General features: G+C 73.4%; 19 protein-coding genes. 11 read left to right on the top strand and 8 right to left on the bottom strand.

The annotated features are described in order from the left end of the window. Positions 1–54: 54 nt before the first annotated feature. Both AB0F62_RS10975 and AB0F62_RS10970 read left to right on the top strand, forming a co-directional pair. Positions 55–1,791: an MOSC domain-containing protein gene (locus tag AB0F62_RS10975; protein WP_361795281.1), complete on the top strand. Its 1,737-nt coding sequence runs from the start codon at positions 55–57 to the stop codon at positions 1,789–1,791. Between the two features lie 105 nt (positions 1,792–1,896). Then, positions 1,897–2,547, top strand: coding sequence for a TMEM175 family protein (locus tag AB0F62_RS10970; RefSeq protein ID WP_361795278.1), 651 nt, complete (start codon positions 1,897–1,899; stop codon positions 2,545–2,547). A gap of 42 nt (positions 2,548–2,589) precedes the next feature. Here the strand turns inward: AB0F62_RS10970 and AB0F62_RS10965 are convergent, their stop codons facing one another. Then, on the bottom strand, positions 2,590–3,378 hold the full coding sequence (locus AB0F62_RS10965; protein ID WP_361795275.1) for a DUF4232 domain-containing protein: 789 nt from the start codon (positions 3,376–3,378) through the stop codon (positions 2,590–2,592). A gap of 113 nt (positions 3,379–3,491) precedes the next feature. Then, positions 3,492–4,883, bottom strand: a complete 1,392-nt coding sequence (locus tag AB0F62_RS10960; protein WP_361795272.1) for a serine/threonine-protein kinase — start codon at positions 4,881–4,883, stop codon at positions 3,492–3,494. A gap of 9 nt (positions 4,884–4,892) precedes the next feature. Between AB0F62_RS10960 and AB0F62_RS10955 the strand changes: the two genes are divergently transcribed. Both AB0F62_RS10955 and AB0F62_RS10950 read left to right on the top strand, forming a co-directional pair. Beyond that, positions 4,893–5,480 (top strand): RNA polymerase sigma factor, encoded by a 588-nt coding sequence (locus AB0F62_RS10955; RefSeq protein WP_361795269.1) that lies wholly within the window; start codon positions 4,893–4,895, stop codon positions 5,478–5,480. Between the two features lie 126 nt (positions 5,481–5,606). Next, the gene (locus tag AB0F62_RS10950; protein WP_361795266.1) at positions 5,607–9,419 is read left to right on the top strand and encodes a carboxypeptidase regulatory-like domain-containing protein; all 3,813 of its coding nucleotides are present in this window, start codon (positions 5,607–5,609) and stop codon (positions 9,417–9,419) included. A gap of 84 nt (positions 9,420–9,503) precedes the next feature. Here the strand turns inward: AB0F62_RS10950 and AB0F62_RS10945 are convergent, their stop codons facing one another. The 3 genes from AB0F62_RS10945 to AB0F62_RS10935 all read right to left on the bottom strand — a co-directional run bounded on the left by AB0F62_RS10945 (position 9,504) and on the right by AB0F62_RS10935 (position 15,008). Then, positions 9,504–9,779 carry a hypothetical protein gene (locus AB0F62_RS10945; RefSeq protein WP_361795263.1) on the bottom strand — a complete coding sequence of 92 codons (276 nt, stop codon included), beginning with the start codon at positions 9,777–9,779 and terminating at the stop codon, positions 9,504–9,506. A gap of 323 nt (positions 9,780–10,102) precedes the next feature. Beyond that, complete coding sequence (locus tag AB0F62_RS10940) at positions 10,103–10,855, bottom strand: nitroreductase (protein WP_361795260.1); 753 nt, start codon at positions 10,853–10,855, stop codon at positions 10,103–10,105. Between the two features lie 433 nt (positions 10,856–11,288). After that, complete coding sequence (locus AB0F62_RS10935; protein WP_361795257.1) at positions 11,289–15,008, bottom strand: S8 family serine peptidase; 3,720 nt, start codon at positions 15,006–15,008, stop codon at positions 11,289–11,291. Between the two features lie 226 nt (positions 15,009–15,234). On the opposite strand from AB0F62_RS10935, the gene AB0F62_RS10930 reads away from it, so the two are divergent. Beyond that, positions 15,235–15,732 (top strand): hypothetical protein, encoded by a 498-nt coding sequence (locus AB0F62_RS10930; protein ID WP_361795254.1) that lies wholly within the window; start codon positions 15,235–15,237, stop codon positions 15,730–15,732. An 85-nt stretch (positions 15,733–15,817) separates the two neighbouring features. On the opposite strand, the gene AB0F62_RS10925 is transcribed toward AB0F62_RS10930, so the two are convergent. Beyond that, complete coding sequence (locus tag AB0F62_RS10925; protein WP_361795251.1) at positions 15,818–16,813, bottom strand: LysR family transcriptional regulator; 996 nt, start codon at positions 16,811–16,813, stop codon at positions 15,818–15,820. Between the two features lie 129 nt (positions 16,814–16,942). Here AB0F62_RS10925 and AB0F62_RS10920 point away from each other — a divergent pair, with 129 nt between their 5' ends. The 3 genes from AB0F62_RS10920 to AB0F62_RS10910 all read left to right on the top strand — a co-directional run bounded on the left by AB0F62_RS10920 (position 16,943) and on the right by AB0F62_RS10910 (position 20,043). After that, on the top strand, positions 16,943–17,638 hold the full coding sequence (locus tag AB0F62_RS10920; protein ID WP_361795248.1) for a type 1 glutamine amidotransferase domain-containing protein: 696 nt from the start codon (positions 16,943–16,945) through the stop codon (positions 17,636–17,638). Positions 17,639–17,670: 32 nt separating this feature from the next. After that, positions 17,671–19,161, top strand: coding sequence for an MFS transporter (locus tag AB0F62_RS10915; RefSeq protein ID WP_361795245.1), 1,491 nt, complete (start codon positions 17,671–17,673; stop codon positions 19,159–19,161). Positions 19,162–19,257: 96 nt separating this feature from the next. Next, entirely contained in the window at positions 19,258–20,043 is a 786-nt protein-coding gene (locus AB0F62_RS10910; protein WP_361795242.1) for an SDR family NAD(P)-dependent oxidoreductase, read from the top strand. Between the two features lie 108 nt (positions 20,044–20,151). Here the strand turns inward: AB0F62_RS10910 and AB0F62_RS10905 are convergent, their stop codons facing one another. Continuing rightward, entirely contained in the window at positions 20,152–21,597 is a 1,446-nt protein-coding gene (locus AB0F62_RS10905; protein ID WP_361795239.1) for a WGR domain-containing protein, read from the bottom strand. A gap of 431 nt (positions 21,598–22,028) precedes the next feature. Here AB0F62_RS10905 and AB0F62_RS10900 point away from each other — a divergent pair, with 431 nt between their 5' ends. Beyond that, positions 22,029–22,997 carry a helix-turn-helix domain-containing protein gene (locus AB0F62_RS10900; RefSeq protein ID WP_361795236.1) on the top strand — a complete coding sequence of 323 codons (969 nt, stop codon included), beginning with the start codon at positions 22,029–22,031 and terminating at the stop codon, positions 22,995–22,997. A gap of 101 nt (positions 22,998–23,098) precedes the next feature. Then, positions 23,099–23,674: an SUKH-4 family immunity protein gene (locus AB0F62_RS10895; protein WP_361795233.1), complete on the top strand. Its 576-nt coding sequence runs from the start codon at positions 23,099–23,101 to the stop codon at positions 23,672–23,674. A gap of 99 nt (positions 23,675–23,773) precedes the next feature. On the opposite strand, the gene AB0F62_RS10890 is transcribed toward AB0F62_RS10895, so the two are convergent. Further along, entirely contained in the window at positions 23,774–24,577 is an 804-nt protein-coding gene (locus tag AB0F62_RS10890; RefSeq protein ID WP_361795230.1) for an SDR family oxidoreductase, read from the bottom strand. A gap of 101 nt (positions 24,578–24,678) precedes the next feature. Here AB0F62_RS10890 and AB0F62_RS10885 point away from each other — a divergent pair, with 101 nt between their 5' ends. Continuing rightward, positions 24,679–25,521: a helix-turn-helix transcriptional regulator gene (locus tag AB0F62_RS10885; protein ID WP_361795227.1), complete on the top strand. Its 843-nt coding sequence runs from the start codon at positions 24,679–24,681 to the stop codon at positions 25,519–25,521. Positions 25,522–25,568: the final 47 nt, after the last annotated feature.

Here is a 25,568-nt window from a genome sequence, read left to right as displayed (position 1 = left end):
TGACGGCCGGCGCGCCCGCACCCGTACCAACCGCTCACGCCAGGGAGGCCCGCGATGGCCACGTTGACATCGGTGAACGTCGGCAAGCCCAAGGACGTGTCCTGGGGCGGCAGAACCGTACGCACCGGCGCGTGGAAGGCTCCGGTCGACGGCCCCCGCATGGTGCGGCGGCTCAATGTCGAGGGCGACGGGCAGGGAGACCTCCAAGGACACGGCGGAGAGCACCGTGCCGTTCTCGTGTACCAAGTCGAGTCCTATCGGCACTGGCGGAGGCACCTCGGACGCGACGACCACGCATCCGGCGACTTCGGTGAGAACTTCACCGTTGACGGACTTGCCGACGAAGAGGTCTGCATCGGTGACCGGTACCGCATCGGCGAAGCCGAATTCGAGGTCACCCAGCCGCGGGTGACCTGCTACCGCCTGGGCCTGCGACTCGGGGAACCCGCCATGCCGTCCCTGCTCGTCGCCCACCGGCGGCCCGGCTTCTACCTCAGGGTCGTCACCGAGGGCCGCGTCGAGGCCGGCGACGAGATCATCCGCACCCGCACGGGGCCCGGAGCGCTCAGCGTCGCGGACGCCGACGCGCTGCTGTACCTGCCCGGCCGTGATCCGGCGAAGCTGCGCACGGCCCTGACCCTCACCGCCCTCAGCCCCGGATGGCGGCGCTCCTTCCAGGAGATGGCCGCGGCGCGGGACGGCACGAGCGCGGCGAGCCGGGAAACCCGTCCCCCCGCCTGGCAGGGCTTTCGTCCCCTGCGCGTCACACGCGTCGTCCGCGAGACCGCGACCGTCAGCTCGTTCCACCTGGAAGCCCCCGACGGCCGGCCCCTTCCCACGCCCCAGGCGGGCCAGTATCTGACGCTCCGTGTCGCGGACGGACCGGCGGCACTCGTGCGCAGCTACTCGCTGTCCTCCGCGCCCGGCGCCCGCGACTACCGCATCAGTGTCAAGCGCGAGGCACACGGCCGGGCCGGCACCTATCTGCACACCAGGATCCACCCGGGCGCGACCCTCGAAGCGGCCGCGCCCCGCGGGGACTTCGTCCTCACCGAGGGCACGGCCCCGGTCGCCCTGATCTCCGCGGGTGTCGGGATCACCCCCGTGCTCGCGATGCTCCACCAGCTGTCCTCGCGGCGCAGCGCCCGCCCCGTCTGGTGGATTCACACGGCCCGCGACCCCGGCGCGTACGCCTTCGCGGACGAGGCGCGCCGGCTGCTCGCCGCACTGCCCCACGCCCACGAGCACATCCACTACACACGCACGGAACCCGGTGGAGCGCGCGGGCCCTCCGACACCGACGGCCGGCTCACGCCCTCCGCCTTCGCCCGGTTCGGGATCCCCGCCGACGCCGACGCCTATGTCTGCGGGCCGGCGCCCTTCTCGGAATTCGTGCGACAGGTCCTGACCACCCGGCTCGGCCTCTCCGTGGACCGTGTGCGCACCGAACTCTTCGGCGCTCTGGACCCTCTCAACCCGGGTGTCACCGGCGCGAAACGGTCCGTCCCCCACCAACCGCCCGGCCCCGCGGGGCACGGGCCCCTCGTCACCTTCACCAGGAGCGGCGTCTCCACCCGGTGGGATCCTCGGCACGGCACCCTGCTCGAGCTCGCGGAAGCCTGTGCCATCCCCACTCGCTGGGCCTGCCGGGCCGGGGTCTGCCACACCTGCGTCACCCCGGTCGTCTCGGGCCGGGTCCGGTACGAACGGCCGCCGCTGGAACCCCCTGCCGGCGACGAGGTCCTCATCTGCCGTGCCGTCCCGGCGACCGACATGCTGCTCGAGCTCTGATGGCCCTTTCGTTCCGGCATTTAGGATCAAACCATGCCCCTCCCACCGGATCGTGACGTCTCGTCAGTCCCGTCAGTCCCGTCAGGCCCGTCCTCCGACGACGGCATGCGGCTGTCGGACACCAGCCGGGTCGAGGGCTTCAGCGACGCGGTCTTCGCCATCGTGATCACCCTGCTCGTCCTCGACCTCTACCACCCGGGCCACCGCCCCGGCGCACTGGCCTCGGCGCTGGCCGGCGCATGGCCTGCCTATGTGGCGTTCATCGTCTCCTTCGTCTACGTGGGCGTGATCTGGCTCAACCACCACGGGCTGTTCCGCCGGATCCGCAGCATGGACGCCGGCCTGCTGTGGATCAACCTGGCGATCCTGTTCAGCGCCGTCATCGTGCCGTTCCCGACCGCGGTACTCGGGTACGCCCTCGCCGAATCGGGGGACCTCCACGACCAGCGCGTCGCGGTGGTCCTCTACGCCCTGGTCGCCGCCATCATGTCGGCACCGTGGTGGGGGGTCTTCACCTATCTGCGCGAACACCCCCACCTGCTGGAGCCCGGTGTCTCCCCGCGCTATCTCCACGCGCAGCGGATCCGGCCGCTGACCGGCCTCGTCCTGTACGTGGCCTGCGGCCTCGGGGGCTGGTTCATCGCTCCCGCCGTGGGGCTGGTGTGCATCGCCGCGGTGATCCTCTACCACGCCCTCACCAGCGAGGGCCTCCGCGAGGGGCCGCTCGGCCGTCTCTTCGGGGCCGTCAAGCACTGATCGGCACCGCTCGCCGCGCGGGCGGTCCGCCCGGCCGCCGGCTCAGGCGCCGCTCATGGGCTGGAGCGGCCCGATCCGGGGGACGGAGGCCTTGCCGGTGTTGGAGACCTTCCCTCCGGTCCACGGCACCTTCAGGGCGAGGGTCTCGTCGGGCGGCGTGACGAGCACCGCGGCCGGCGTCACCGTGGTCACCCCCGTGATCGCCGGGTTGGAGAAGGACATCGCCGACCAGGCGCTCGCGCCGGGTGCCAGGGAGACGCGCTGCCTCGGCAGGTCCGTGGCGCGCTCCGGGTCCACGGTGACCTGCCGCCCGGCGCCGTCGACGAAGGCGACGCCGGGGAAGCCGTAGACCGTGCAGGTGTGACCGGAGCGGTTGGTGAGGACGATCGGGAAGTTCTCCTGGCCCGCGCCGGGGTTGTTCGCGCCGATGGACGCCTTCAGGTCCGTGGTGTGGCAGCGCCCACCGGGCACCGACCCCGAGCCGGTGGTGGGGGTGGTGCCGGAGGCCGGGGGACGTGTCGACGCGGCGGACCCGCTGAGCGGGGTCCCCTTTGGGGGTCCGGCGGAGGCCGCCGGGCTCCCACCCGGGTCCCCACTCGCCGGGCCCCCGGTCACCGGGTCCCCGCTCGCCGGAACGGCCGAGCCCGGGAGCGTGTGCGGGGCACTCGCGGCGGCACCGCCGCCCGCGTGGCCGCAGCCGCTCAGGGCCGCCGCCAGGAGGAGTCCGCCCGCCGGCAGCGCGACGAGCCGGAACGAGCTGCCGCGGCCGCGGGCGGCCGCGTCCCGGCCGGGTCGCCCGAACGGCATTCCCTCGTAATCGGCCATGTGCATGCCCCTTTCCTCGTCGGCGGGGTGCGCCACGGCACCCTGGGCCGGTCGTTCGTGCGGCCCGTCTTCCCGGTGAGATGCGCCGGGGGCGGCGGAAGTTCTCGGCGGATACCGGCTCACACGGTGATCCGGAGCTCCCCGAGGATCCGGTCGGTCAGATCGGGACCGCCCTTCTGCCGGATCTGCACATACACCTGGGGCTGCGCGCCGGCCCCCCTGATGAGGCTGATCTCGTCGATCGAGCCGCCCGCGGAGCCGCAGTCGCTCCAGTGGCGGACCCGGCCGGTCCACCCGGACGGTCCCCCGCCCGCGTAGCCACGGCCGCCCCGGTAGCGGCAGCCGTCGTGCCGGATGGCGCCGACCCGCGCGGCGAGATCGCCCCGCTCGCTCAGCCCGACGAACACGCCGTCGACCCCTGAGCCCAGGTCCTGCCAGCTTCCCACGTCACCCGCGACGAGGAGGGCCGGCTCATCGGCGTCGGGGAGGCCCACCGCCTTCGGGCTCCACCCGCCGCCGACGAGTTCCCGGGCCCACCCCGCCGGTACCTCCACCCGGATCCGGTGCGTCGCGTCGCCGACGACCGACGGCGCGGCGGCCCGGGGCGTATCGGAGCGCGAGGCGACCAGGCCCGCGCCCGACGCGGCGAGCACCGCGGCGCAGACCACGACGGCCGGCGCCCGTCCCCATCGGCGACGCGGTCCCCCGGACTCGTGGCCGGCCCGCACTGCCAGCGCGTCCAGTTCGTCGGCGAACCGCGCCGCGCCCGGCCAGCGCTTTTTCCGGTCGGGCGCCAGAGCGCGCAGCACCGCCCGCTCCACACCCGCCGGCAGGTCGGGGCGGAGCCGGCGGGGTCGTACGACCTTCCCCGGCGGACCGGGTACCGCCCCCGTGACCAGGTGGTACAGCAGGGCCCCCAGGCCGTACACGTCGGCCCTGACGTCGATGTCCCCGTCCGGGCGCGCCTGCTCGGGCGCCATGTAGCCGGCCGACCCGGCCGCCATGGTCAGACCCGAGGCCTGGGCGAGGGCCTTGGCCAGACCGAGGTCGGCCACGAGCACCCGGTCGCCGCCGTCCTGCGCCTTGCTGATCAGCACATTGGACGGCTTGATGTCGCGGTGCACGACGCCCGCCTCGTGCAGCGCCGCGACGCCCCGGGCGGCCTCCGCCGTCAGCCGCAGTGCTTCGCGCACGGGCGGCCGGCCGTGCGCGAGGAGATCGCCCAGAGTGCCCCCGTCGGCGTACTCCATCACGAAATACGGCCGCTCGTCGGGCAGTTCCCCCATGTCGAAGACCTGCACCAGGCGGCGCGACGCCGCCTTGCGGAGCAGTCGGGCCTCGGCGAGGAACCGCTCGCGCAGATCCATGCGGTACGCCCAGTTCTCGGCCATGACCTTGACGGCCACCGGCGCGTCGAGCGAGTCGTCGTGGGCCAGCCACACCATCGCGAACGCCCCCGATCCGACGGGTCGCACCAGCCGGTAGCGGCCGATCTGCTCAGGTGGGGGCATGTGCCTATCATGCACCGACCCCAAGACGGCCTAAGGAGGACCCCTGTGACGCCCGCCCAGGAGACGGAGGAGCTCGCCGCGCGGGCGGCGGCCGGGGACACCGCGGCGCTGGACCTGCTGCTCGCGCGGATCCGTCCCGAGGTGCTGCGGCGGTGCGGCCGTTTCCTGCCGCACCGCGAGGACGCCGAGGAGGCCGCGCAGGACGTGCTGCTCCAAGTCGCCCGCAGCATCGGCACCTTCGAGGGCCGCAGCCTCTTCCACACCTGGCTGTACACGGTCGTCGCCAACTGCGCGCGCCAGAAGTACCGCGAACTCAGGCGGCGGCGTGCCGAGCAGCCCCTCACCGCGGCCGAGACCGACACGCCCGACCCGCGCAGGACCAGCGTGGTGGCCGGGACCCGCCTCGACCTGCTGGAGGCGCTCGAACGGCTGGAGAGCGCGAGCCCCGACCTGGTCGCGCCGCTGGTGTACCGGGACATCTGCCAGATGGAGTACCGCGAGATCGAGGAGCGCCTCGGTATCCCGCTCGGCACGGTGAAGTCCCGCCTGCACAAGGCGCGCCGGCAGGTCCGGCAATGGCTGGTGGACACGGCCTGAGGCGTACCGCACGGGCATCCGCGAAAGTTCCCCGCGCCGAACGCGAACTTTTCCCGGGCTTCCCGCAACTCACCCATCCGGGGGCGGTGTGCGCCGCCGCCCGAGAATGCCGACAGGAGTTGCGATTTGTCCATATCCCGGAGACCGCTGACCCACCGGCGCAGACGGTGGTCCGTCGCCGCCGGGCTGCTGAGCACCGCCGTACTGGCCGTGCTCGGCGTCCAGGCCCCGGCCCTCGCGACGGGCGCCGCGGAGGCCACGGCGTCGCCGACGTCCGGTCACGCGCCGCCGGGCCGCGTCGAGGCGCTGTGCGGCCCGCCCAAGCCGCACGAGTTCACCTGCTACGGCCTGCGGCGCACGGACCTCCCCGCGCGCAAGGGCGTGCGGACGGCCGGGGACGCCCCGCAGGGCTTCGGTCCCGCCGATCTGCGCGGCGCCTACGGCCTGCCCGACGACGGCGGGGCCGGAAGGACGATCGCCGTCGTCGACGCCTTCGACAACCCCCAGGCCGAGGCCGACCTCGCCGTTTACCGCGCGCAGTACGGGCTGCCCCCCTGCACCACCGCCAACGGCTGCTTCACCAAGGTCGACCAGCGCGGCGGCACCCACTACCCGGCCCCCGACCCCGGCTGGGCCGGTGAGATCTCCCTCGACCTGGACATGGTCTCCGCCGTCGCCCCGAACGCCCGCATTCTGCTGGTCGAGGCCGACTCCGCGAGCATCGAAGACCTGGGCGCCGCCGTCGACCAGGCCGTGGCGCTCGGCGCGGGATACGTCTCCAACTCCTACGGCTCCAACTACCTGTACTACCCCGAGGACCCCGGCGAGTCCGCCGCCGACGTCCACTACGACCATCCCGGCGTCGCCATCGTCGCCTCGTCGGGTGACTCCCGCTACGGCGTCGCCTACCCGGCCGCGTCCCCCCACGTGACCGCCGTCGGCGGGACGACCCTGACCCGGGACGGCGGCACGGCCCGCGGCTGGTCGGAGTCGGTGTGGGACCACGACGGAGCAGGCACCGGCTCCGGTTGCTCCCTGTACGAGCCCAAGCCCGCCTTCCAGCAGGACACCGGCTGCCCGGGGCGGACCGTCGCCGACGTGTCCGCCGTGGCCGACCCGGCCACCGGCGTGGCCGTCTACGACGGCTACAACGGCGGCGGCTGGGGCGTGGCCGGCGGCACCAGCGCCTCGGCGCCGATCATCGCGGGCGTCTACGCCAACGCGGCCGCCCCGGTCGCCGGGACCTACCCCAACACCTACCCGTACGCCGCCGGGGGCGCCGGACTCCACGACGTCACCACCGGCACCAACGGCCGCTGCTCACCGGCGTATCTGTGCACCGCGGGCCCGGGATACGACGGCCCCACCGGCCTGGGCACCCCCGACGGCCTGCGGGCCTTCCGGATGGGGCCGCACGGGACCCTGACGGGGAAGGTCACCGACAAGGGCAGCGGCGCACCGGTGCCCGCGGCCGTGGTGACCGCGGGCATCTTCCGCGCCACCACCGACGCCCAGGGCCGGTACAGCCTGCCGCTGCCCGCGGGCGGCCATGATGTCCGGGTCGCCGCGTACGGCTACGCGACGGGCGAGGCCGCGGACGTCGACGTCACCGACGGAGCCGCGGTGACCCGGGACTTCCCCCTGCGCAAACTGGCGACCCACCGGGTGTCGGGCACCGTCGCCGACGGTTCCGGGCACGGCTGGCCGCTCCACGCGAAGATCACCGTGGACGGGGTGCCGGGCGCTCCGGTCTGGTCCGACGCCTACACCGGCGCGTACCGCCTCGACCTGCCCGAGAACCACACCTACACGCTCCGGGTCGCCGGTGACGACTCCCACTACCGGCCCCTGGTGAAGCAGGTCACGGTGGGCGGTGCCGACCAGGAGCTGCGCCTGGCGCTGCCCGCGGACACGTGGGCGACCGGCAACCCCGCGTACACCCTGAAGGTGGACACGCTGGACACCCAGCCCTTCGACTCCGCGGCCGGGGCGCCCGAGGGCTGGAGCGTCGCCGACGCGCCCGGCACGGCGCACGGCTGGGCGTTCGACGACCCCGGCGGCCGCGGCAACAACACCGGCGGTTCCGGCGGCTTCGCCGTCGCCGACAACGACCACGCCGGCTGGGACACCGCGCTGGACACCCGGCTGATCAGCCCCGTGTACGACTTCGGCGGCCAGGGCGACCCCGCGCTGGCCTTCGACACCGACTACGAGGGTTCCGCGGAGCAGAGCGGCGACGTGGACGTCACCGACGACGGGGGCCGGACCTGGACGACGGTCTGGCACCAGGACCAGCTGTGGGGCACCGGGCGGGTCGAGATCCCGCTCACCGCCTACGCCGGTGCGCGCGCGGTGCAGGTGCGCTTCCACTTCACCGGGCCCGGCATGCTCTGGGCCGTCGACGACGTGACGGTCACCCGGCGGATCCTCACCCCCGTCCGCGGGGGAGTGCTGACGGGCACCGTCACCGACGCCAACACCGGACGCGGACTGGTCGGCGCCTCGGTGCGGAGTGGTCTGCACGGTCCGTCGGCGCCGACCACGGCCACCACCGGCGACCCGCGGGTCGGCGACGGCCTCTACCGCCTGTTCGTCCCCGGCGGTGGCGGCCACCTCGTCAGCGCCGCCAAGCCCTCCTACCGCACGGCCCACCGGTCCGTGACCGTCCCCGCCGATCGCGCCGTCAAGGCCTCCTTCGCCCTCGGGGCGGGGCGGCTGTCCGTCGGCGCGGCACGGATCGACACCACCGTCGCGCCCGGCGGCAAGGCGGTCCGCAAGGTCACCGTGCGCAACACCGGCACCGCGCCCGCCACGCTCCGCATCGGCGAGCGCACCGGCACCGGTCCGGGCTCCGCGGCACCCGCCGACGCCTGGCGCACCCTGCCCGCCCTTCCCGTCCCGGTGATGGACAACGCGGTGGAGAGCCACCGCGGCAGGCTCTACTCCGCCCTCGGTTCGGACGGCGCGGCGCCCACCGCCGACCTGTACGTCTACGACCCGTCGGCGGGCAGCTGGAGCCGCGGCGCCCCGGCGCCCGAGCCCCGGCAGGCCACGGCGCACGGACTCATCGGGGACCGCGTCTACACCGTCGGCGGCTGGGGCCCGCAGGAGACGGTCAGCCGCACCCTGCAGGTCTACGACACCACCCGCGACACCTGGGCGAAGGGCCCGGCCATCCCCCAGGGGCACTACGGCGCGGCGGGTGCCGTCCTCGACGGGCGGCTGTACGTCGTCGGCGGCTGCACCAACACCGAGTGCGCGGACACCGTGTACGTCTTCAACCCGGCTTCCGGCCGATGGGCGAGGGTCGCGGACTACCCGCAGTCGATCAGCTGGGCCGCGTGCGGCGCGATCAGCGGCAGGCTGTACTGCGCGGGTGGCACCCACGAGTACGTGGAGACGGCCGCGGCGTACGTCTACGACCCCGGCTCCGACAGCTGGCAGCCCGTCGCCGCCATGCCGGTCGGCCTGGCCACCGGGGCCTACGCGGCCGTCAACGGGCGGCTCCTGGTGTCCGGCGGCTTCAAGCGGGTCGGCGTGAACAGGGTCCTCACCCCGGAGGGCTACGCCTATGACCCGGGCAGCGACACCTGGACCGCGCTCCCCGACACCGCCACCGCCGTGTACCGGGGCGGTGGCGCGCCCGGCATGTACCGGGTGGGCGGCAGCGAGCAGAGCCGCTTCCCCGTACCGGTGGCCACCGTCGAGCAGCTGCCGGGCTGGGACCGTACCGAGTCGGACGTGGACTGGCTGTCCGAGAGCCCGCACCGGCTGACCCTGCGGCCCGGTCAGCGGGCGACGTTCACCGTGACGACCGACGCGCGCGGGATCATCCGGCCCGGAGACCGCACGGCCTCCCTGGTCATGCGCAGCGACACCCCGTACTGGCTGCCACCGGTGCCGGTGACCCTGCACGTGACGAGGGGACGCACCCCGTAGCGTCACCCGGCACCACGACCGTGCCCCCGGGCGGACCGCTGTCCGCCCGGGGGCACGTTGCTGTCGTGGGGCGCGGTCCTGCCGCTACACCCACCTGCAGGTGTTCCACTTCTCGTGGTCGTAGAGGTCCTGCGAGGGGTACCGCACCATGACGGGCGTCACCTCGGTGGTGTCCTCCGGCCGTACGCGCTCGGGCAGGGCGCCGAACCGGGCCCGGCGCGCCACCGCGTCGGCATCCGCGGTCTTGGCGACCGCGACGACCGTGACGGGCTCGGCGGCCTGGGCGACCGTGACGGCTTTGACAGCGCTGACGGCCTTGACAGCGCTGACGGCTTTGATGACCTTCCGCGTCTTCCGCATGCCGGTCCTCTCTCTCGCGGTGTCGTCCTCAGAAGACCTGGAGGAAGCACCCGCAGGCGATGGTGACGATGGCCACTGCCACAGTGGCCGCTTTCATGACGTTGCGTACTGTCACGGGATTCCTCCGGTGGGGGAACGGGCGGATTCGGGCGCCACCGAGGTGACGCCCGGGCGATCCGCTTCGCAGGTGCGGCGCCACCGCGGACGAGGGAGCCGGATCCCACCGCGGATGATGCCGACGGTCGCACAGGCTGCGTCACCTGTCAAGGGAGTGACGATTCTCGGGCCCGGTCGAGACGTCGCACGTCGGAACGGGTGCCGGATCAGGCGCAGACCGCCGGGGCCGCGGCTGTGGCGGGCGGCGCGGCACGCCGAGGCCCCCGTGTCCGGTCGTGGGGGTGCGGCGCGGCCTCATCGCCGACGAACTCCACCGTCTCGGCGAGCGGTGCCCGTGCCGGGCGGGGGTGACGTGCCGTGACGTCCTCGAACCCTATGGACATGCCGCAGAAGAGGATGAGGCCGTCCGGGACGGCGAGCACCTCCGCGACGGTCCTGTGGTACTTCGCCCATGCCATCTGCGCGCAGCTGTGCAGCCCTTCGGCGCGCAGCAGCAGCATCACGGTCTGCAGATACATGCCGACATCGGCCCACTGCGGCATGCCCATGTCGCGGTCGACGTAGCAGAACAGGGCGGCGGGCGCGCCGAAGCAGTCCCAGTTGGCGGCGGCGGCCCGCTGGCGCGCCTCCAGGTCCCGGCGCGGGATGCCGAGCGCGCCGTACCGCTGCTCCCCGAAGGCCTCCCGGCGCTCGCGGTACGGGGATCCCAGTGTCGGCGGGTACTGCTCGTACTCCGGCTCGTCCCAGGGGTCGCCCGCCGCCACCCGTTCGCCGGCGCGCTTCTTGAGCTCGGCCAGCGGCCCGCCGGTCAGCACGTAGAGATGCCACGGCTGCAGGTTCGAGGCGGACGGGGCCCAGGCGGCGGCGGACAGCACGCGCTCGAGTACCTCGCCGGGGACCTGCCGATCGGTAAAGGCGCGTACTGCCCGTCGGCTCGTCACGGCCTCATAGACATCCACGACCATCCACCTCCAACAGATGTAAGTCACCTTATTGACAGTGAAACCTGTTGAAATGTGACATCGCGCCCGGATATCGACGACCAAGGCGGGGACCGGGGCCGCCCAGGCGATGATGCGGCGCATGTCGGCGTTCTGCCGGAAGCCGAGCCGGGCGATGCCGGCTGCGCGCATGCCGCTGACGGGTTCCTCGAAGGCGGTGATCGGCGGTGATCTGCTCGGCGACCCGCTGGCGGTGGTCGGCGACGTCACGGAAGCAGGCGGGCACCCGGGCCGGTGTGTGCGGGCCCGGATGCTCGGCAAGGTGCCGCAGTGCCGCCGTGAGCGGCATGACGGCGCGCTCGGACTCCGCCGACTCCCGGTTGGGTCGGTACACGACGGCGGGCGGGGCCGTCGGCTGCGGCCCCGCCCGGTGGATGTTCCGTCGCCGGCGTCAGCGCAGGCCGAAGGCCCGCGTGATCGTCTGCGAGACGGTGTTGTCCGCGCTGTCCCGGACGGTGACCCGGAGCGTGGCGAATCCGGCGGACTTCGGCGCGTTCAGGCCGGCCCGCCAGCCGTCACCGCTGCGGCCCAGTTCGGTCCGCTGCCAGGTCTTGCCGTCGTCGTAGGAGACCTCGAGCGAGGGCTTTCCGATGGCGGCGGTCGTGCCGGGCAGGTGGGAGGCGGTCACCGTCAGTTTGGCGTGCCGGTCCGCCCGGCCCGCCTTGTCGGTGTCCACGCCGTAGTCGAGCTGGATCAGCGGCAGGGCCTCCGCCGACTCGGGTCCGGTGGCCGCGGACGTGAAGTTCCACTCCGTCAGCGTGTGCGTCGAGTACGGGTGGGTCCAGTCCGCCCGGTCGTTGTCGACGACCAGCCGGTAGGGCAGGCGCTCGGGTGCGAGGCCGGTGATCGGCAGGAACTCGGAGTTGCCCCAGTTGAGCTGCCGGTCACCCTGGTAGAGCGACATCCAGTCCTTGACGTCGTAGTTGCCGTAGGCCTCGCCGACGTGGCCGGAGCCGGAGTCGCCCCAGCCGGGTGCGGGGATGTAGACCCCGTCGAGGTAGCGCACCGGCTGGTAGTTGATGGGGCCCATCCGGGGGCGCTGGATCGGCCCGAACCAGGTGACCTTGCCGGTCTTCCCGGCCGGGTAGCGCAGGACGTCGATCGCGTGCTGCCCGGTCTCGCTCAGGATGAAGGCGTCGTCCAGCCAGGCGGCGTCCGCGGTCACCCAGTCGGTCCGGTCGCCCTGGGCGGGAGCGGCGAGCTGGTTGCCGACCGCCCAGCCCTGCCAGATGTCGGGGCGGTACTCCATCGCCTTGCCCTGGCGGTGGTTGCGGAACGAGACGTCGACCTTGCCCAGGTCGCGCTGAGTGACGCGCCAGGTCGGGTCCGCCGGTACCGCGCCGGACCAGTGGCGCACCACGTCGTAGAGGTAGTCGGTCGTGGGGTGGGAGGTGACCTTCAGGCCGACCTTGCCGCGGTGCAGCGCGCGGATCAGATGCGTGCCCTGGTCGGCGTTGAGCGTGGCCACCGTCAGCGGGGCCGGGCTCTCCGGGGTCCAGGCGATCTCGTCCCAGGGGTAGACCCGGCCGATGCCGGTGTTGACGACCACGAGCATCCGCGCGCCCGCCGCGGCGGCGGTCTCGGCCTGCGTCTGGATGGCCACCGGGTCGTTGCCGAGCACCACCACGGCCTTGCCGGCCACCTTGTGGCGGGCCAGTTCCGCGGCCGTGCCCTTGCCGGCGTAGACCGCGGTCAGCGTCCGGGTGCCGGCCGGCAGCGGCTTGGCTCCGCGCTTGACCAGCGGGTCGGCGTAGGTCGTCGACTTCGTGGCGAGGGTCAGCGCCGGCTGCTCCAGACGGAAGCGGGCACCGAACTCGAACTCGCCGTCGGTGACCTTCTTGCCGGTCGGCAGCGCCCAGATGCTGTCGTAGGTCGGGTTGGGCAGCATGGACGATTCGACCAGGCTGGTGGTGAAGGACCGGTGGACGTCCAGGCGCGGAGCGACAGCGGTGGTCTGCTGCGGGGCGCGGGCCAGGATCTGACGGGCCTTGCGGCCGTCGAGGGTGACGGACCGGTCCCGGTCCAGCCGTACGTCGTTGAAGGGGAGCAGCGCCATGCCCAGCGAGTGCGGGCCGTGGGCGCCCCGCACGTCGCCGATGAGATAGCCGCTGTAGTCGGCGACGGGCAGGCGCGCCGTGCCCTTCCCGGTCTCGTCGATGTCGATCGTCGTGAACAGGCCCTCGGCGGTGAGCATGACCCTGCCCGCCAGCGGCTTGCCCGAGCGGTCCTTGGCGGTGACGGTCAGAGTCTGCCGCTGGCCCTCCTTGGCGGCGCCGATCAGGGTGCGGGCGCGGACCGTTCCGGTGCCGTCCGTACCGATGACCATGCCGCTGATCGACTGCTCCAGCGGCAGCCGGTCCAGGTCCGCGGTCAGGGAGACCGAGGCCGTGCCGTGCGCCGGGATGGCGACCTTGTCCTCGGAGAGCGTGAACAGCCCTGCCGGGGCCTTCGCGTCGATTCCCAGGTTCAGACTGACCGGTGCGTCACCGGTGTTGGTGTACGTCACCTTCTGGACGTCGGTCTCTCCCGGCTTCTGGGGCCAGCCGTGGAAACCGGAGAAGGCGCTGACGGTCGCGAAGACCGAGGTGTGTACGGCCGCGGCCGCGTCCAGCCGGCCGGCGCCCGCCTCGTACGGGGAGTACGTGGGCGTCGCCTTGGCGCTGCTGACCAGCGCCTCCTTCAACTGCGGGCCGGTCCAGTCCGGGTGGGCGGCGGCCAGCAGCGCGGCGGCGCCGGCGACGTGCGGGGTCGCCATCGAGGTGCCGCTCATCGTGGTGTAGTAGCCCGAGCCCCGCTTGTAGTGGGAGCGGGCCGCCAGGATGTCGACGCCGGGTGCGGTGATCTCCGGCTTCAGCCCGGCGTCGCCGTCACGCGGGCCGGTGCTGGAGAAGTCGGCGAGCCGGTCCGCGGAGTCCACGGCGCCGACGGTCAGCGCGGAGTCCGCGGCACCGGGGCTGCCGATGGTGTGGGGGCCGCTGTTGCCCGCCGCGATGACGAACAGCGCGCCGGTCTCGCGGCTCAGCCGGTCGACCGCCTGGCTCATCGGATCGGTGTGGTCACCGGACCCGCCCAGGCTCATGCTGATGATCTTGGCCTGCTGGTCCCGGGCGGCCCACTCCATGCCCGCGATGATCCAGGACTCCTGGCCGCGGCCGTCGCCGTCGAGCACCTTGCCGATGTCCAGGCGGACCCCCGGGGCGACCCCCCGCTCCTTGCCGTCGGAGGCACTGCCCGTGCCGGCGATCGTCGAGGCCACGTGGGTGCCGTGGCCGTGGTAGTCGATGGTCTCGGGGTCGTTCGGGATGAAGCTGGCGCTGGTGTCGATCCGGTCGGCGAGGTCGGGGTGCTCGGCGTCGATTCCGGTGTCGAGCACCGCGACCTTGACGCCCTTTCCGGTGTTGCCCTCCGCCCAGACCTTGTCCGCACCGATCTGGGCGGTCGAGTCGGCCAGATCGGCCTTCACCTTGCCGTCCAGCCAGACCTTGGCGACGCCGCCCGCGAAGGACGGCTTCGCGGAGCGGGACGCCCCATCGGTACCGCCGGTCAGCGCCGACCAGAACGCCGGAGCCTGCTTGCGGTTCTGCGCGAGGGCCGCGCCCTGGATGCTGTCCAGCCGGTGGACGTCGGTCGAGCCCGTCACCTTCGGCAGGGTCTTGGACCTGGCGGCCGCGTCGGTGTAGCGCACGATCAGCGGCAGCCGGGAGGAGTGCGCGTCGTCGTAGCCGTCGGCGATCAGCCGGGTCACGTTGAACAACTGCCGGTCCAGCGTTCCGGCGCTGACGTACGGCAGGACGGCGTCGGGGTACACGTACGTCGCCCCGTCGACGACCGCCCGGTGGAAACCGGTGGTGGTGCCGTTCGCCCCTTGGAAGGACCGGATGGCGGTGCCGTCGGCGGCGGTGCCGATCGTCACCTTGTCGCCGGTGATGAGGGTGACGGTGTGCGTGCCGCCGGTGCCGGGCAGACGTGGTGCGGCGCCGGCGGCCGGCACGCGACCGGCCGTGTCCGCGGATACCGCGGCGGTGGCCGGTATGACCCCGAGTGCCAGGGCGGCGACCACGCCGAGCGCGATCGCCCCTGACCTGGGCCGGGGGATGTGAACCGTGGGCAAGGGAACTCCTCAAGCCATGTGAAGAGTGGACGACCATTGATCTTCGGGGCGCCCTCGACCAGGCTCAAGGGCGAACGGTGTCGCTCTTGTGTCATGGCACAGTTGTGTCATCGCGAGGCCGCCCCGAGAGCCGCCGTGTGGCGACAAGACCGGCTGTGACGGGGAGTTACGGGGACGCGGCGAAACCGGGGTGCGTCCGGGACGTGCCCGCGGGCAGCATGGTGCGGTGCCGGATCTGCTGTGGGACGACGTGCGGGACTTCTTCGACCCCGGCCTGATGGGGGCTCTGCCGGACGTCTGTGTGCCCGGCACCACGGCCGACGACTGGCAGGCGGTGTTCGACCTGGCCCGGTCGCGCGGATGGGCGTGGACGTACGCGGAGGGAGGAGTCACCCGGCCGCTGCCCCGCGCCGCTGATGTGCTGGCCCGTCAGGAGGGCGCGGAGACGGCCGTATTGGGGGTCTCGCCGGTTCCGGGCGTGTCGATGGTCTTCCGGGTGTTCTCGGCCGCCGAAGTCGACTTCGACATCGACCTCCGCGAGCTCCGGGGGCAAGAAGGCGTGGACGTCCTGTGCGCCTTCCTCCGCGCCGTCGGCCGCCGGCTCGGCAAGCCGGTGCTCATGTCCGCCGAGGGCGACGGCGGGAACCCCGTGCTCGGGTTTGACCCCGAGGCCGGCCGCGTGGTGCTCCTGGCGGATCCGCGCACTCTTCGTCCTCTGACGTGACCTCATCTGTGCCGCCAGAGCCCGGTGTTGGCGCGGCGTGTCGGCGCCACGGGGCGAGCGCGGGGCGAGGGTGCGGCGACGCGGGTCACCAGCCGCGGGCCGCCGCCAGGAGCCGCTCCCGTACGGCGGTGACCGGCGCGCGGGCGTGCGCGCCCGCCCGTCCGACCAGGAAGCCGGTGTTGATGGGCGGATCCTCCGGCGCCAGCAACTCCACCAGCGCGCCCGACGCCAGCTCCGCCTCGCACAGATAGCGGGGGAGTACGGTCACGCCCCCGCCCGCGACGACGGCGGCGAGCACCCCGCGCAGGTCCGGTACGACGATCGCCGGCCGGGCGGTCAGGCGGGTACGGAAGACGTGACGCCAGTACCGGCGCAGGATCGGCAGGTCCTCGGCGTACGCCACCAGCGGGACGTCGCTCAGCGGGCCGGGGTCGTCGCAGGTGAGCTGCCCGATCCCGGCGGCCCACCCCGGCGTCGTCACCAGCACGAACTCCTCGTCCATGAGCGGGACGCCGGTCAGGGAGCGGCCGCGCGGCCGCACCGCCGACAGGACGAGGTCGAACCGCCCGCCCTGCAGGCCCTCGAGAAGGTCCTCGGCGAGACCGGTGGTGATGCGCAGCAGGACGCCCTGGGCCGCCAGCGGCGCCAGCACGGGCAGCGCCCGCACGGACACCATCTCCGCCGGCCCCGCCAGGTGCACCGGCTCGGCGGGCGCCTCCAGGCCGGTGCCGCCGCGGTCGGCGACCTCCGCCAGCGCGTCCAGCGGCCCGGCGATCCGCCCGGCCAGTTCATCGGCCACGGTGGTCGCGGCCACGCCCCGCGGCAGCCGCTCGAAGAGCTGCCGGTCGAGCTGCTGCTCCAGCGCGCGCACCTGCGCGGTGACGGTGGGCTGCGAGATGCGCAGCATCCGGGCGGCCGTGGTGAGGGAGCGGGCCCGGTAGACGGCGAGGAACGTGCGCAGCAGCCCGAGGTCCAGGGGGCCGTCGGCAGGGGCCGCCGGGGCCGTCGCACGAGCCTGCCGCGTCCCCGGTTCGCCGACGCCGCCGCCGGTTCCCCTTCCATCGGCTTTCTGATGAACCATGTCGGGGATCCTATTGGTTTGCCGATCGATGTGCGACCTATGGTCATGAACGTTCCGCCGCCGGTCAACCGGCGGCCCACTCGCCCCGACCGGGGGACCACCCCGGCGGAGACCAGGAAGTACCCGGACATGGCAGAGATCCTTTTCGTCGTCACCGGTGCCGATCACCTCACGCTGGCCGACGGCACCGAGCACCCCACCGGCTTCTGGGCCGAGGAGTTCACGGCCCCCTCCGGCGTCCTCACCGGGGCCGGTCACACCGTGGCCGTCGCCACCCCGGGCGGTGTCACCCCCACCGTCGATCCCGTCAGCCTGACGCCCGAGGTCAACGGCGGCGCCGCGGGCGCCGCGGCCGCGGCCGCCGCCCTCGCGACGGTGAACGCGCTCCGCACCCCGCTGGTCCTGGCGGACGTCGATCCCGCCCGATACGCCGCCGTCCTCTATGTGGGCGGTCACGGCCCCATGCAGGACCTGGCCACGGACGCCGACTCCGCCCGGCTGCTGCGCACGGTCCTCGCGCAGGGGACGCCGCTGGCCGCGGTCTGCCACGGCGTGGCGGCGCTGCTCGCCGCCCAGGACGCGGACGGCACGTCGCCGTTCGCCGGCTACCGGCTCACCGGCTTCAGCACGGCCGAGGAGAACCAGACCGGGCTCGCGGACCGGCTGAACTGGCTGCTGCAGGACCGGCTCGCCGCCCTCGGCGCCGAGTACGCGTCGGGCGAGCCATGGTCCCCGCACGTCGTCGTCGACCGCACCCTGCACACCGGCCAGAACCCGCAGTCCTCCGCCGCGCTGGCCGCCGCGCTGCTGAGGACCCTCGGCTGACCGGCACACCCGTCCACGGAAGCACCCACGTCATGGCAACAGCCCTCGAGCCCACCGGCGACGCGGCCCCGGGCCGCGGCCGCCCGACCGGCCGCGGCCTCGTCCTGAGCCTCGGGTTCGGCGCGATGGTCGTCTCGATGATGCAGACCCTGGTGGTGCCCGTCCTCGGCACCATCCAGCGGGAACTGCACGCCCCGGCCGCGGACGTCGGCTGGCTCACCACCGCCACCCTGCTGTCGGCCGCCGTCTGCACACCGCTGCTCGGCAGGGCGGGCGACCAGTACGGCAGGCGGCCCGTGCTGCTCGGCGCACTGGCCCTGACCCTGACCGGTTCGGTACTGGCCGCGGTCGCCGACACGCTGCCCGCGCTGATCGCCGGACGGGCCCTGCAGGGCGCGGCCACCGCCGTGTTCCCGCTGGCCCAGGCCGTCCTCCGGGACGAGCTGCCCGCCAGGCGACTTCCCGCAGCCATGGGCGCCGTCAGCGGCGCCCTCGCCTTCGGCAACGGACTGGCCCTGGTCGGCGCGGGACTGCTGATCGCAGGGCCCGCGCCCGACTACCACCGCGTCTTCTGGCCGGCCGTCGCGATGTCCGCGCTCGGCCTGGCGGCCGTCGCGGTCGCCGTCCCACCGTCCCGCGCGGCGACCGGTGGGCGCGTCGACTGGCGCGGAGCGCTGGGGCTGGCGGCGACGCTCGTCCTGCTGCTGCTCCCGTTGTCCCGCGGCACGGTGTGGGGCTGGACGTCGGCGCCGACACTGGGCTGCCTCGCCGCGGGCGCGGTGGCGGCGGCGGTCTGGATCCGGGTGGAACGGGCGGTAGCGGATCCCCTGGTCGATGTGCGGATGCTCGTCCACCGGCCGGTACTCTTCGCCAACCTGGCGGGACTGCTACTGGGCTACGCGATGTTCTCCCAGTTCATCCTGGTCTCGGCCCTGGTGCAGACGCCGCCCGCGGCCGGCTACGGCTTCGGGGCGTCCGTCCTGCAGGCATCCCTGTACTACCTCCTGCCGCCCGCCCTGGTCTCGCCGGCCGCCGCCCGGCTCGGCGGCATCCTGGTACGCCGCATCGGCGCCCCGCGCACGCTCGCCGTGGGAGCGGTGACGGGCACCGCCGGCTTCACGCTGCTGGCCACGGCCCACGGCGCCGCCGCCGTGGTGGTGGGGGCCGGAGTCCTCGTGGGCGTCGCCGTCGCGTTCGGGTTCACGGCGCTGCCCGCGGTCCTGCTGACCGCCGTCCCGGCGGAGCACACCGGCGTCGCCAACGGCGTCAACTCCGTGGCCCGCTCCGTGGGCAGTTCGGTGGCCGGTGCGCTGGTCGCCACGCTCGTGGCCGCCGGGTCCCCGGGGCACGCGCCCGCCGAGAGCCGCTTCACGCTGTGCTTCGCCCTGGCAGGGGGCGCCTTCGCGCTCGTCGCGGCCTTCGCGCGCTTCGGCATGCCCACGGGCTCCGGCGGTGCCGTCTCCCGCCGCGACCCTCGGGAGGACGCGTGCGGCGCCGGGACCGCGACGGCTTCCGCCCGCTGAACCCGGTGACCACCCGGCCCCCTCAGCCCCCACCTCGCTCACTGCCCCTCCATGGGACGGCATTTGCGATGCCGCCCGGACAGAAAGGTGTACGACATGGCAACGATCCTCATCACCGGTGCCTCCGACGGACTCGGCCGCGCCCTCGCGGAGGACCTGGCCGCCGACGGGCGGCACACCCTGCTGTTGCACGGCCGCGACCCCGACCGCCTGTCGGAAGTGGCCGCCGCCACCGGCGGCGAGCCCTACCGCGCCGACCTCTCCGCGCTCACCGACGTCCGGCGACTGGCAGCGGAGGTCGCCGTCCGGCACGACCGGCTGGACGTACTCGTCAACAACGCCGGCGTCGGCTTCCACACGGCGGGCACCCGGCGGCTGACGTCCGCCGACGGCCACGAACTGCGTCTGGCCGTCAACTACCTGGCACCCGTGGTCCTCACCCGGGAACTCCTGCCGCTGCTCCACCGCGGGGCGCCCTCCCGCGTCGTGAACGTCGCCTCGGTCGGCCAGCAGCCGCTCGATCTCGAGGACCCCGAACTCACCCGCGGCTACACCGACGTCGCCGCCTACTGCCGCTCCAAGCTGGCCCTCGTCTGCCACGGCTTCGACCTGGCGGAGGAGCTCTCCGACAGCGGCGTCACCGTCAACAGTCTCCATCCGGCGTCCTACATGCCGACGGCCATGTCCCGGCGTTCCGGGATGGATGTCGTCGACTCCCTGGAGCAGGGCGTCGCGGCCACCCGGCGTCTGGTCGACGCGCCCGAACTGGCGGGCGTCACAGGGCGGTACTTCGACGGCGAGAAGGAGGCCCGGGCGGCCGCCGAGGCCTACGACCCCGGATACCGGCGGCGCCTCGCCGCGGTCACCGCCGCCCTGCTCTGACACCGGATCGGCCGTCCGATCAGCGTGCACGGCGTCGGGCCTCCGGGCCGATGGCGCCGGCCCGCCGTCCGTGCCCGCCCTCAGCGCGGACGGCGGGCCCGCCCCCGGTCAGAGCAGGCGCTTGATGTCCCCGCGGGCGCGGTAGAAGCCGCCGCGGGCCGAGGCGAGGACCTCGGTGACCACGTAGCGGGCGCCGACGACCCGGACGTCCTTGGGGAACTGCACGCGCCAGGCCGGGTCGTAGCCGGGGGACACCACCCGTATGCGGGTGCGGGCGCCCTCCTGGACGCACTCCACCACCACGCCGTCGGCCGGTGCGGCCGGGGCGACGTGGACGGTGGCCAACTCCTGGGAGGGCGTGACGCGTTCCCATCCGGCGGCCTTGATGTCGGCGGTCTGCGGCAGGCGGCCGCCCTCGGCCTCGCGCACCGCGCCCTCGCTCGCGTCGATGCAGGCCAGTGAGCCGTCGGTGGTGACGATGTAGAGGCGTTCGTCGCGATACTGCATGGAGTACGCCGAGCCGCATCCGGTGCCGAGCTTCCACAGCCGGGTGCCGTCGGCGGCGAAGCAGTAGATGGACGAGGTGTTGTCGCCCGCGAAGACATAGCGGCCGTCGGGCGAGGTGGCGCAGGAGAAGACCGCGGCGTCGCAGCGGTAGCGGGCGCGCTCCGCGCCGTCGGCCTTGGCGAGCCGGTAGACCCAGCCGCGGCCGGTGCCGGCGAACACCTCGTCGCTCTCCTGCCAGCCGAAGAGCACCCCTCCCTGCGTGGTGACCGACCAGAGCGGGGCGCCGTCGCGGGCACCGTACATCGCCACGCCCCGCGAGTCGCCGTGGAAGACGCCGCGGTCGTCGCAGCGGACCATCCAGGCGCTCTGGCCGGCGCCGGAGCGGCGCCACTGGAACTCGTCCTCGTGGTCCACGGTGGTGACGCCGCCGTGCGCGTCGGAGACGCCCAGGAGGCCGTCGTGGATGTCGAGCCAGTAGATGTCGACGTCCTCGGCTATCTCGTAGGCGACATGCGGGACCTTGCCGCTGAGGTCGTACACCCGGCCGTCGTCGCAGCCCGCGTAGATCCAGAAGTCGTCGGCGACGATGCACTTGACGCCGTCGGGCAGGCCGAAGCGGCCCGTCACCTGTCCGTCGTGGGTCAGGGTGAAGACGTCGCCGCGCTGGTTGCCGACCCAGGCCCGGTCCTCGCCGACGAAGACGCCGAAGGCCGGGGCGCCGGAGGAGAACCGCCACAGCACCGGCGCCTGACGGGCCGTCGAGCGGCTGCTGACGATCTCCCGCCGGGTGACCGCGCGCCGCTGCCGCACCCCGCGCACCGCCGGGGCGTACCCCTTGCGGACCTTCTCGCCGACCTTGCGCGCCGCTGCCGCCGCCGCCTTCTCCGCGGTGGCGTAGGTGGCCGCACGCGTCTGGCCCTGCTCGCCTATCCGCCCGAAGGAGATGGTCACCTCGGTGCCCGTGTGCCGTACCTCGTAGAACTTGTGCGCGCCGCCGCCGTCCTCGGAGAGTTCGAGGTAGGTGGTCGAGTCGGTGGTCGCGGGCATGGCTGACCCTTCTTCAGGCGGGACGCGGGGAATCGACGGTCCGGCACCCGTATGCGGCGGGCGCGGCCTTCGCGATACACAGGACACTAGGGCGGACCACTGACATCGACGCCGATCCCCGGGTCGCGATGGCCGTGGCCCGGGCATTGACCGACATCCTGCGGGGTCGTCCTCAACGCCGCCGCATCGGCACGTCCGACCCCGTCGATGTCTACGCCGCCGCCCGCGCCACCCTGTCCGGGCGGACCAGCGCCTCACGCGGCAGTGCCCGCGGTCCGCCGGCGTACCGCAAGGCCGCGCGGAAAGAGATGTGCACGATACGGTAAAAGCCGCAAAGCATGTCATTTGCCGCAGTACCGTGGAGACCTGCCTCCGCAACGCAGGCTCCGCGAGCGGTTCAGGAGGAATCCCACATGGCAGGTCGACTCGACGTGGCGTCGCTGCCTCCCGGCGATCGCGCGGATGCGATCCGTGCATTCTCGTGGTCCATCAACGGCCGCATAGAGGTGGACCTTCCATCGAACCCGCATCACCTCAGGGCCAGGGCGGCCACCAACGCGGTGGGGTCGGTGAAGGTCTCGGAGATCGGCTGGAACGTGGACCGCCTCCGCCGTGCCGCCGCCCCGGTGGGCGACGACATGGTGCCGCAGGTTCTCGTCCATCTCCAGCAAGCGGGGGTCTCCCGGCTCCGCCAGGGGGGCAGGCAGGGTGTGACACGGGCGGGGGATCTCGCGGTGCTCGAGAACGCGAAGCCCTATGAGGTCCTTTTCGACGGCACGATGCACTCGGTCCTCGTGCGCGTTCCCACGCACGTCCTGGGGCTGCGGCGGTCCCTGCTCGACCAGGTCACAGCTGTGCGACTCGGTTCGGAGCGCCCGGTCGTGGGAGCCACAGCGGCGTTCTTCACCCGACTGGCCCGTAGCCGGGCCGCTGTCGACGAGGCCGGGACGGCCCTGTTCGAGGGGCCCTGTGTCGACCTGATCAGGGCTGTGGTCACCATGGCCCTGGGCCGGGACGACCTGGCCAGAGCGCCTTTGAACAGCACACTTCTGCAGCGCGTCCAGGAATACGTCCGCCTCCATCTGGCAGAACCCGACCTGACCGCCGCACGTATCGCCGCCGAGCACCAGGTGTCCGTACGCCAGCTCTACCTGATCCTGTCCCGAGCGGGAATCACCCTCGGTGAATGGATAAGGGCGCAGCGCCTCGAAGAGTGCAAGAAGGAACTGGAGTCGTCGGCGCATCAGTTCATGACGATCGAGGCCATCGCCCACCAGTGGGGGTTCGTCAGCGCACCCCACTTCAGTCGCGTCTTCAAGACCACGTACGGTGTGAGTCCCAGCGGGCTGCGGCGGCAACACGCGTCGGTGAGAGCGGACTTGCACCGGCAGGGTGCTTGACGGCCAAAAGGAGCCTCGAGGCCCCGCCACGCAGCCACCCCGGCGCCAACGCTCCACGCCCCCACGCCCCGGCGGCCGTCACGAGCTGGTTGGGTGGTGGGATGACGCATCCTCTGATCGGCCGCGCCGAAATGGAGTCGGCCTTCGGCTCCGGCGAACTGGTGACCGCGGACGAGGCGGCCCTCACCGGAGTCGCGCACCGGCCCACCACTGCCTTCCTGAGGGATGTCGGGCTCCCCGACCGAAGCGGATGGTTCGAGGCGGATCAACTGTTCGTCGACGGGGAGCTGGTCATCGGCGGCGAAGGATGGAGGGCCGTCGCCGAGCGGTATCCCTCCTGCCCGTTCGACATGTCGGCCTGGCTGTCGCTGGGCGGGATCGGCCTGTCCGACGTCATGGTCGACACCGGGACCGGATCGGTCTACTGCATCCCCGAGGACGGCGGCCCGCACCTGCTCAACAGCGGGGTCGACGCCCTGGCGTTCTTCCTCCACGCGCTGGAGCGCGAGCGGCCCGAGTACGACCCGGAAGCCGCGACGGACGACGGCGTCGACCCGCTGGGCGCGGCGGAGCGGCTGCTCGGGCTGATGCGTGCGACCGATCCGTCGGTCATGGAGAACCGCGCGTCCCTCTGGTACCTGGTCCTGGATTCGGTGCGGCGCCTCCTGAACGAGTAGCCGTACGGGAACGCGCGCCCCCCGGCGCCGCGGGCGTCCCGTTCCCGTACGGCGCCGGGTGAGCCGGCGCCGGCGCGGGACCGGCCCCCCGGCCGCGGGTCAGGACAGGCGGGTGGCGGAGATCCCGCCGTCGACGTAGAGCGTGATGCCGTGCACCATGGCCGCGTCGTCGCTGACGACGTACAGGACGCCCTTGGCGATGTCGTCCGGCCGGACGACGACTCCCGCCGGGGTGGCGGCGGTCATCGCGTCGAGCTGCGCACGGCCCGCCTCGTTGCCCGGCGTGAGGGTCGCACCGGGCGCGACGGTGTTGACCCGCACGCCGCGCGGTCCGTACTCCGCGGCCCAGCTGCGGGTGAGCTGCTCGTCGGCGGCCTTGGTCGCGGTGTACATCGCCGCGAAGGGGCTCCCGACCCGGGCCATCCAGGAGCCGATGGTGACGATGGCGCCGCTGCCCCGCGCCGCCATGGCCGGTGCCATGGCGGCCACCAGGACGTGGGGAGCGCGGACGTTGACCGCGAGCATGGCGTCGAGGTCAGCGTCCGGCAGTTCCTCGGTCAGCGTCGCGGGGTAGATGCCCGCGTTGTTGACCAGGATGTCCACGCGTCCGCCGAGCGTTTCCGTGGCCGTCGCGGCGAAGGCGCGCAGCTGCGCATAGCCGTCCCCCAGGTCCGCCGCGACGAAGTCGGCACGCCCGCCGGCCTGCCTGATCTCCTCGACGACCCGGTCCCCATGGGCCGTCTGCCGGCCGCTGACGACGACATGTGCGCCCTCGCCCGCCAGCGTGCGGGCTATCGCCGCGCCGATGCCGCTGGTCGAGCCGGTGACGACGGCGGTGCGGCCGGCCAGCCGGGAGCCGGGGACGGCGGGTGTGCTGTTCTTCGTGTGAAGGGAAGTAGTCATGGATCCCGTTGTATGGCGGCCCCGGGCACCGGGCCAGGACAGGACGAACCTGGGCACGGCAGGACCACCCAGCGCGCCGGCGGGCCGCCTACCCTGGAGGAATGCCACGCGACCGCGCCGCGCTCGGGGCGTTTCTGCGCTCCCGCCGGGACCGCCTCACCCCCGCCCAGGCGGGCATCGAGGCATTCCCCGGGGCGAGGCGGGTGCCAGGGCTGCGGCGGGAGGAACTGGCCGTGCTGGCCGGCCTGAGCGCGGACTACTACAGCCGGCTCGAGCAGGGACGCCAGGCCAACATCTCCGCCGAGGTGCTCGACGCGCTGGCCCGGGCGCTGCGCCTGGACGAGGTCGAGCACGCGCATCTCCGCGACCTCGCCGCGCCGACCGCGCGGCGCCGCGCCCCGGCTCCGCAGGCGGCCCAGCGCGCCGATCCCGGCCTGCTGCGGCTGATGCGCACGCTCGACCACGTCCCGGTGGTGCTGCTCGGTCATCGCGGCGAGGTGCTGGCCCGCAACGCCCTGCTGACGGAGGTGCTGGGGCGTCCGCTGGAACCGGGGGCGTCGTTCGTCCGCTACATGTTCCAGGACCCGATCGCGCGCGAGCGGATCGTGAACTGGGCGGACTTCGCCTCGGCCACCGTCGCCACGATGCGCCGGGAGATCGCCCGCCGTCCGTACGACCACCGCCTCGCGGCGCTGATGGACGAGTTGCGCGCGACCGACGGCGACGTCGCCCGCTGGTGGGACGATCACGCCGTCCGCGACTACGCGTCGGTGGTCAAGCGTATCCGGCACCCCGCCGGCGGCCCGATGTCCTTCGACATCGAGATCGTCCGCGCGCCGCACGAGCCGGACCAGCGCCTGGTCGTCTACACGACCGAGCCCGACTCTCCGACCGCCCGCGTCCTGCCGATCCTGGCCGGCTGGAGCGCGGTGCCGCATTCCTGACCGGGCCGGCACCCGGACCGCCCCGGAGGGGTACCCGCGGGGAGGCG

Origin of the sequence: Streptomyces sp. NPDC026673, from assembly GCF_040638135.1 — a bacterium.
Lineage (GTDB): Bacteria > Actinomycetota > Actinomycetes > Streptomycetales > Streptomycetaceae > Actinacidiphila.
This window is presented reverse-complemented; position numbering and strand designations above follow the sequence as displayed.

What these genes read in the sequence shown, in the direction of transcription:
- AB0F62_RS10890 (WP_361795230.1), bottom strand. Translation starts at nt 24,577, where the DNA reads ATGACTACTTCCCTTCACACGAAGAACAGCACACCCGCCGTCCCCGGC.
- AB0F62_RS10885 (WP_361795227.1), top strand. Translation starts at nt 24,679, where the DNA reads ATGCCACGCGACCGCGCCGCGCTCGGGGCGTTTCTGCGCTCCCGCCGG.
- AB0F62_RS10920 (WP_361795248.1), top strand. Translation starts at nt 16,943, where the DNA reads ATGGCAGAGATCCTTTTCGTCGTCACCGGTGCCGATCACCTCACGCTG.
- AB0F62_RS10895 (WP_361795233.1), top strand. Translation starts at nt 23,099, where the DNA reads ATGACGCATCCTCTGATCGGCCGCGCCGAAATGGAGTCGGCCTTCGGC.
- AB0F62_RS10970 (WP_361795278.1), top strand. Translation starts at nt 1,897, where the DNA reads ATGCGGCTGTCGGACACCAGCCGGGTCGAGGGCTTCAGCGACGCGGTC.
- AB0F62_RS10975 (WP_361795281.1), top strand. Translation starts at nt 55, where the DNA reads ATGGCCACGTTGACATCGGTGAACGTCGGCAAGCCCAAGGACGTGTCC.
- AB0F62_RS10945 (WP_361795263.1), bottom strand. Translation starts at nt 9,779, where the DNA reads ATGCGGAAGACGCGGAAGGTCATCAAAGCCGTCAGCGCTGTCAAGGCC.
- AB0F62_RS10925 (WP_361795251.1), bottom strand. Translation starts at nt 16,813, where the DNA reads ATGGTTCATCAGAAAGCCGATGGAAGGGGAACCGGCGGCGGCGTCGGC.
- AB0F62_RS10960 (WP_361795272.1), bottom strand. Translation starts at nt 4,883, where the DNA reads ATGCCCCCACCTGAGCAGATCGGCCGCTACCGGCTGGTGCGACCCGTC.
- AB0F62_RS10905 (WP_361795239.1), bottom strand. Translation starts at nt 21,597, where the DNA reads ATGCCCGCGACCACCGACTCGACCACCTACCTCGAACTCTCCGAGGAC.
- AB0F62_RS10915 (WP_361795245.1), top strand. Translation starts at nt 17,671, where the DNA reads ATGGCAACAGCCCTCGAGCCCACCGGCGACGCGGCCCCGGGCCGCGGC.
- AB0F62_RS10955 (WP_361795269.1), top strand. Translation starts at nt 4,893, where the DNA reads ATGCACCGACCCCAAGACGGCCTAAGGAGGACCCCTGTGACGCCCGCC.
- AB0F62_RS10965 (WP_361795275.1), bottom strand. Translation starts at nt 3,378, where the DNA reads ATGCACATGGCCGATTACGAGGGAATGCCGTTCGGGCGACCCGGCCGG.
- AB0F62_RS10910 (WP_361795242.1), top strand. Translation starts at nt 19,258, where the DNA reads ATGGCAACGATCCTCATCACCGGTGCCTCCGACGGACTCGGCCGCGCC.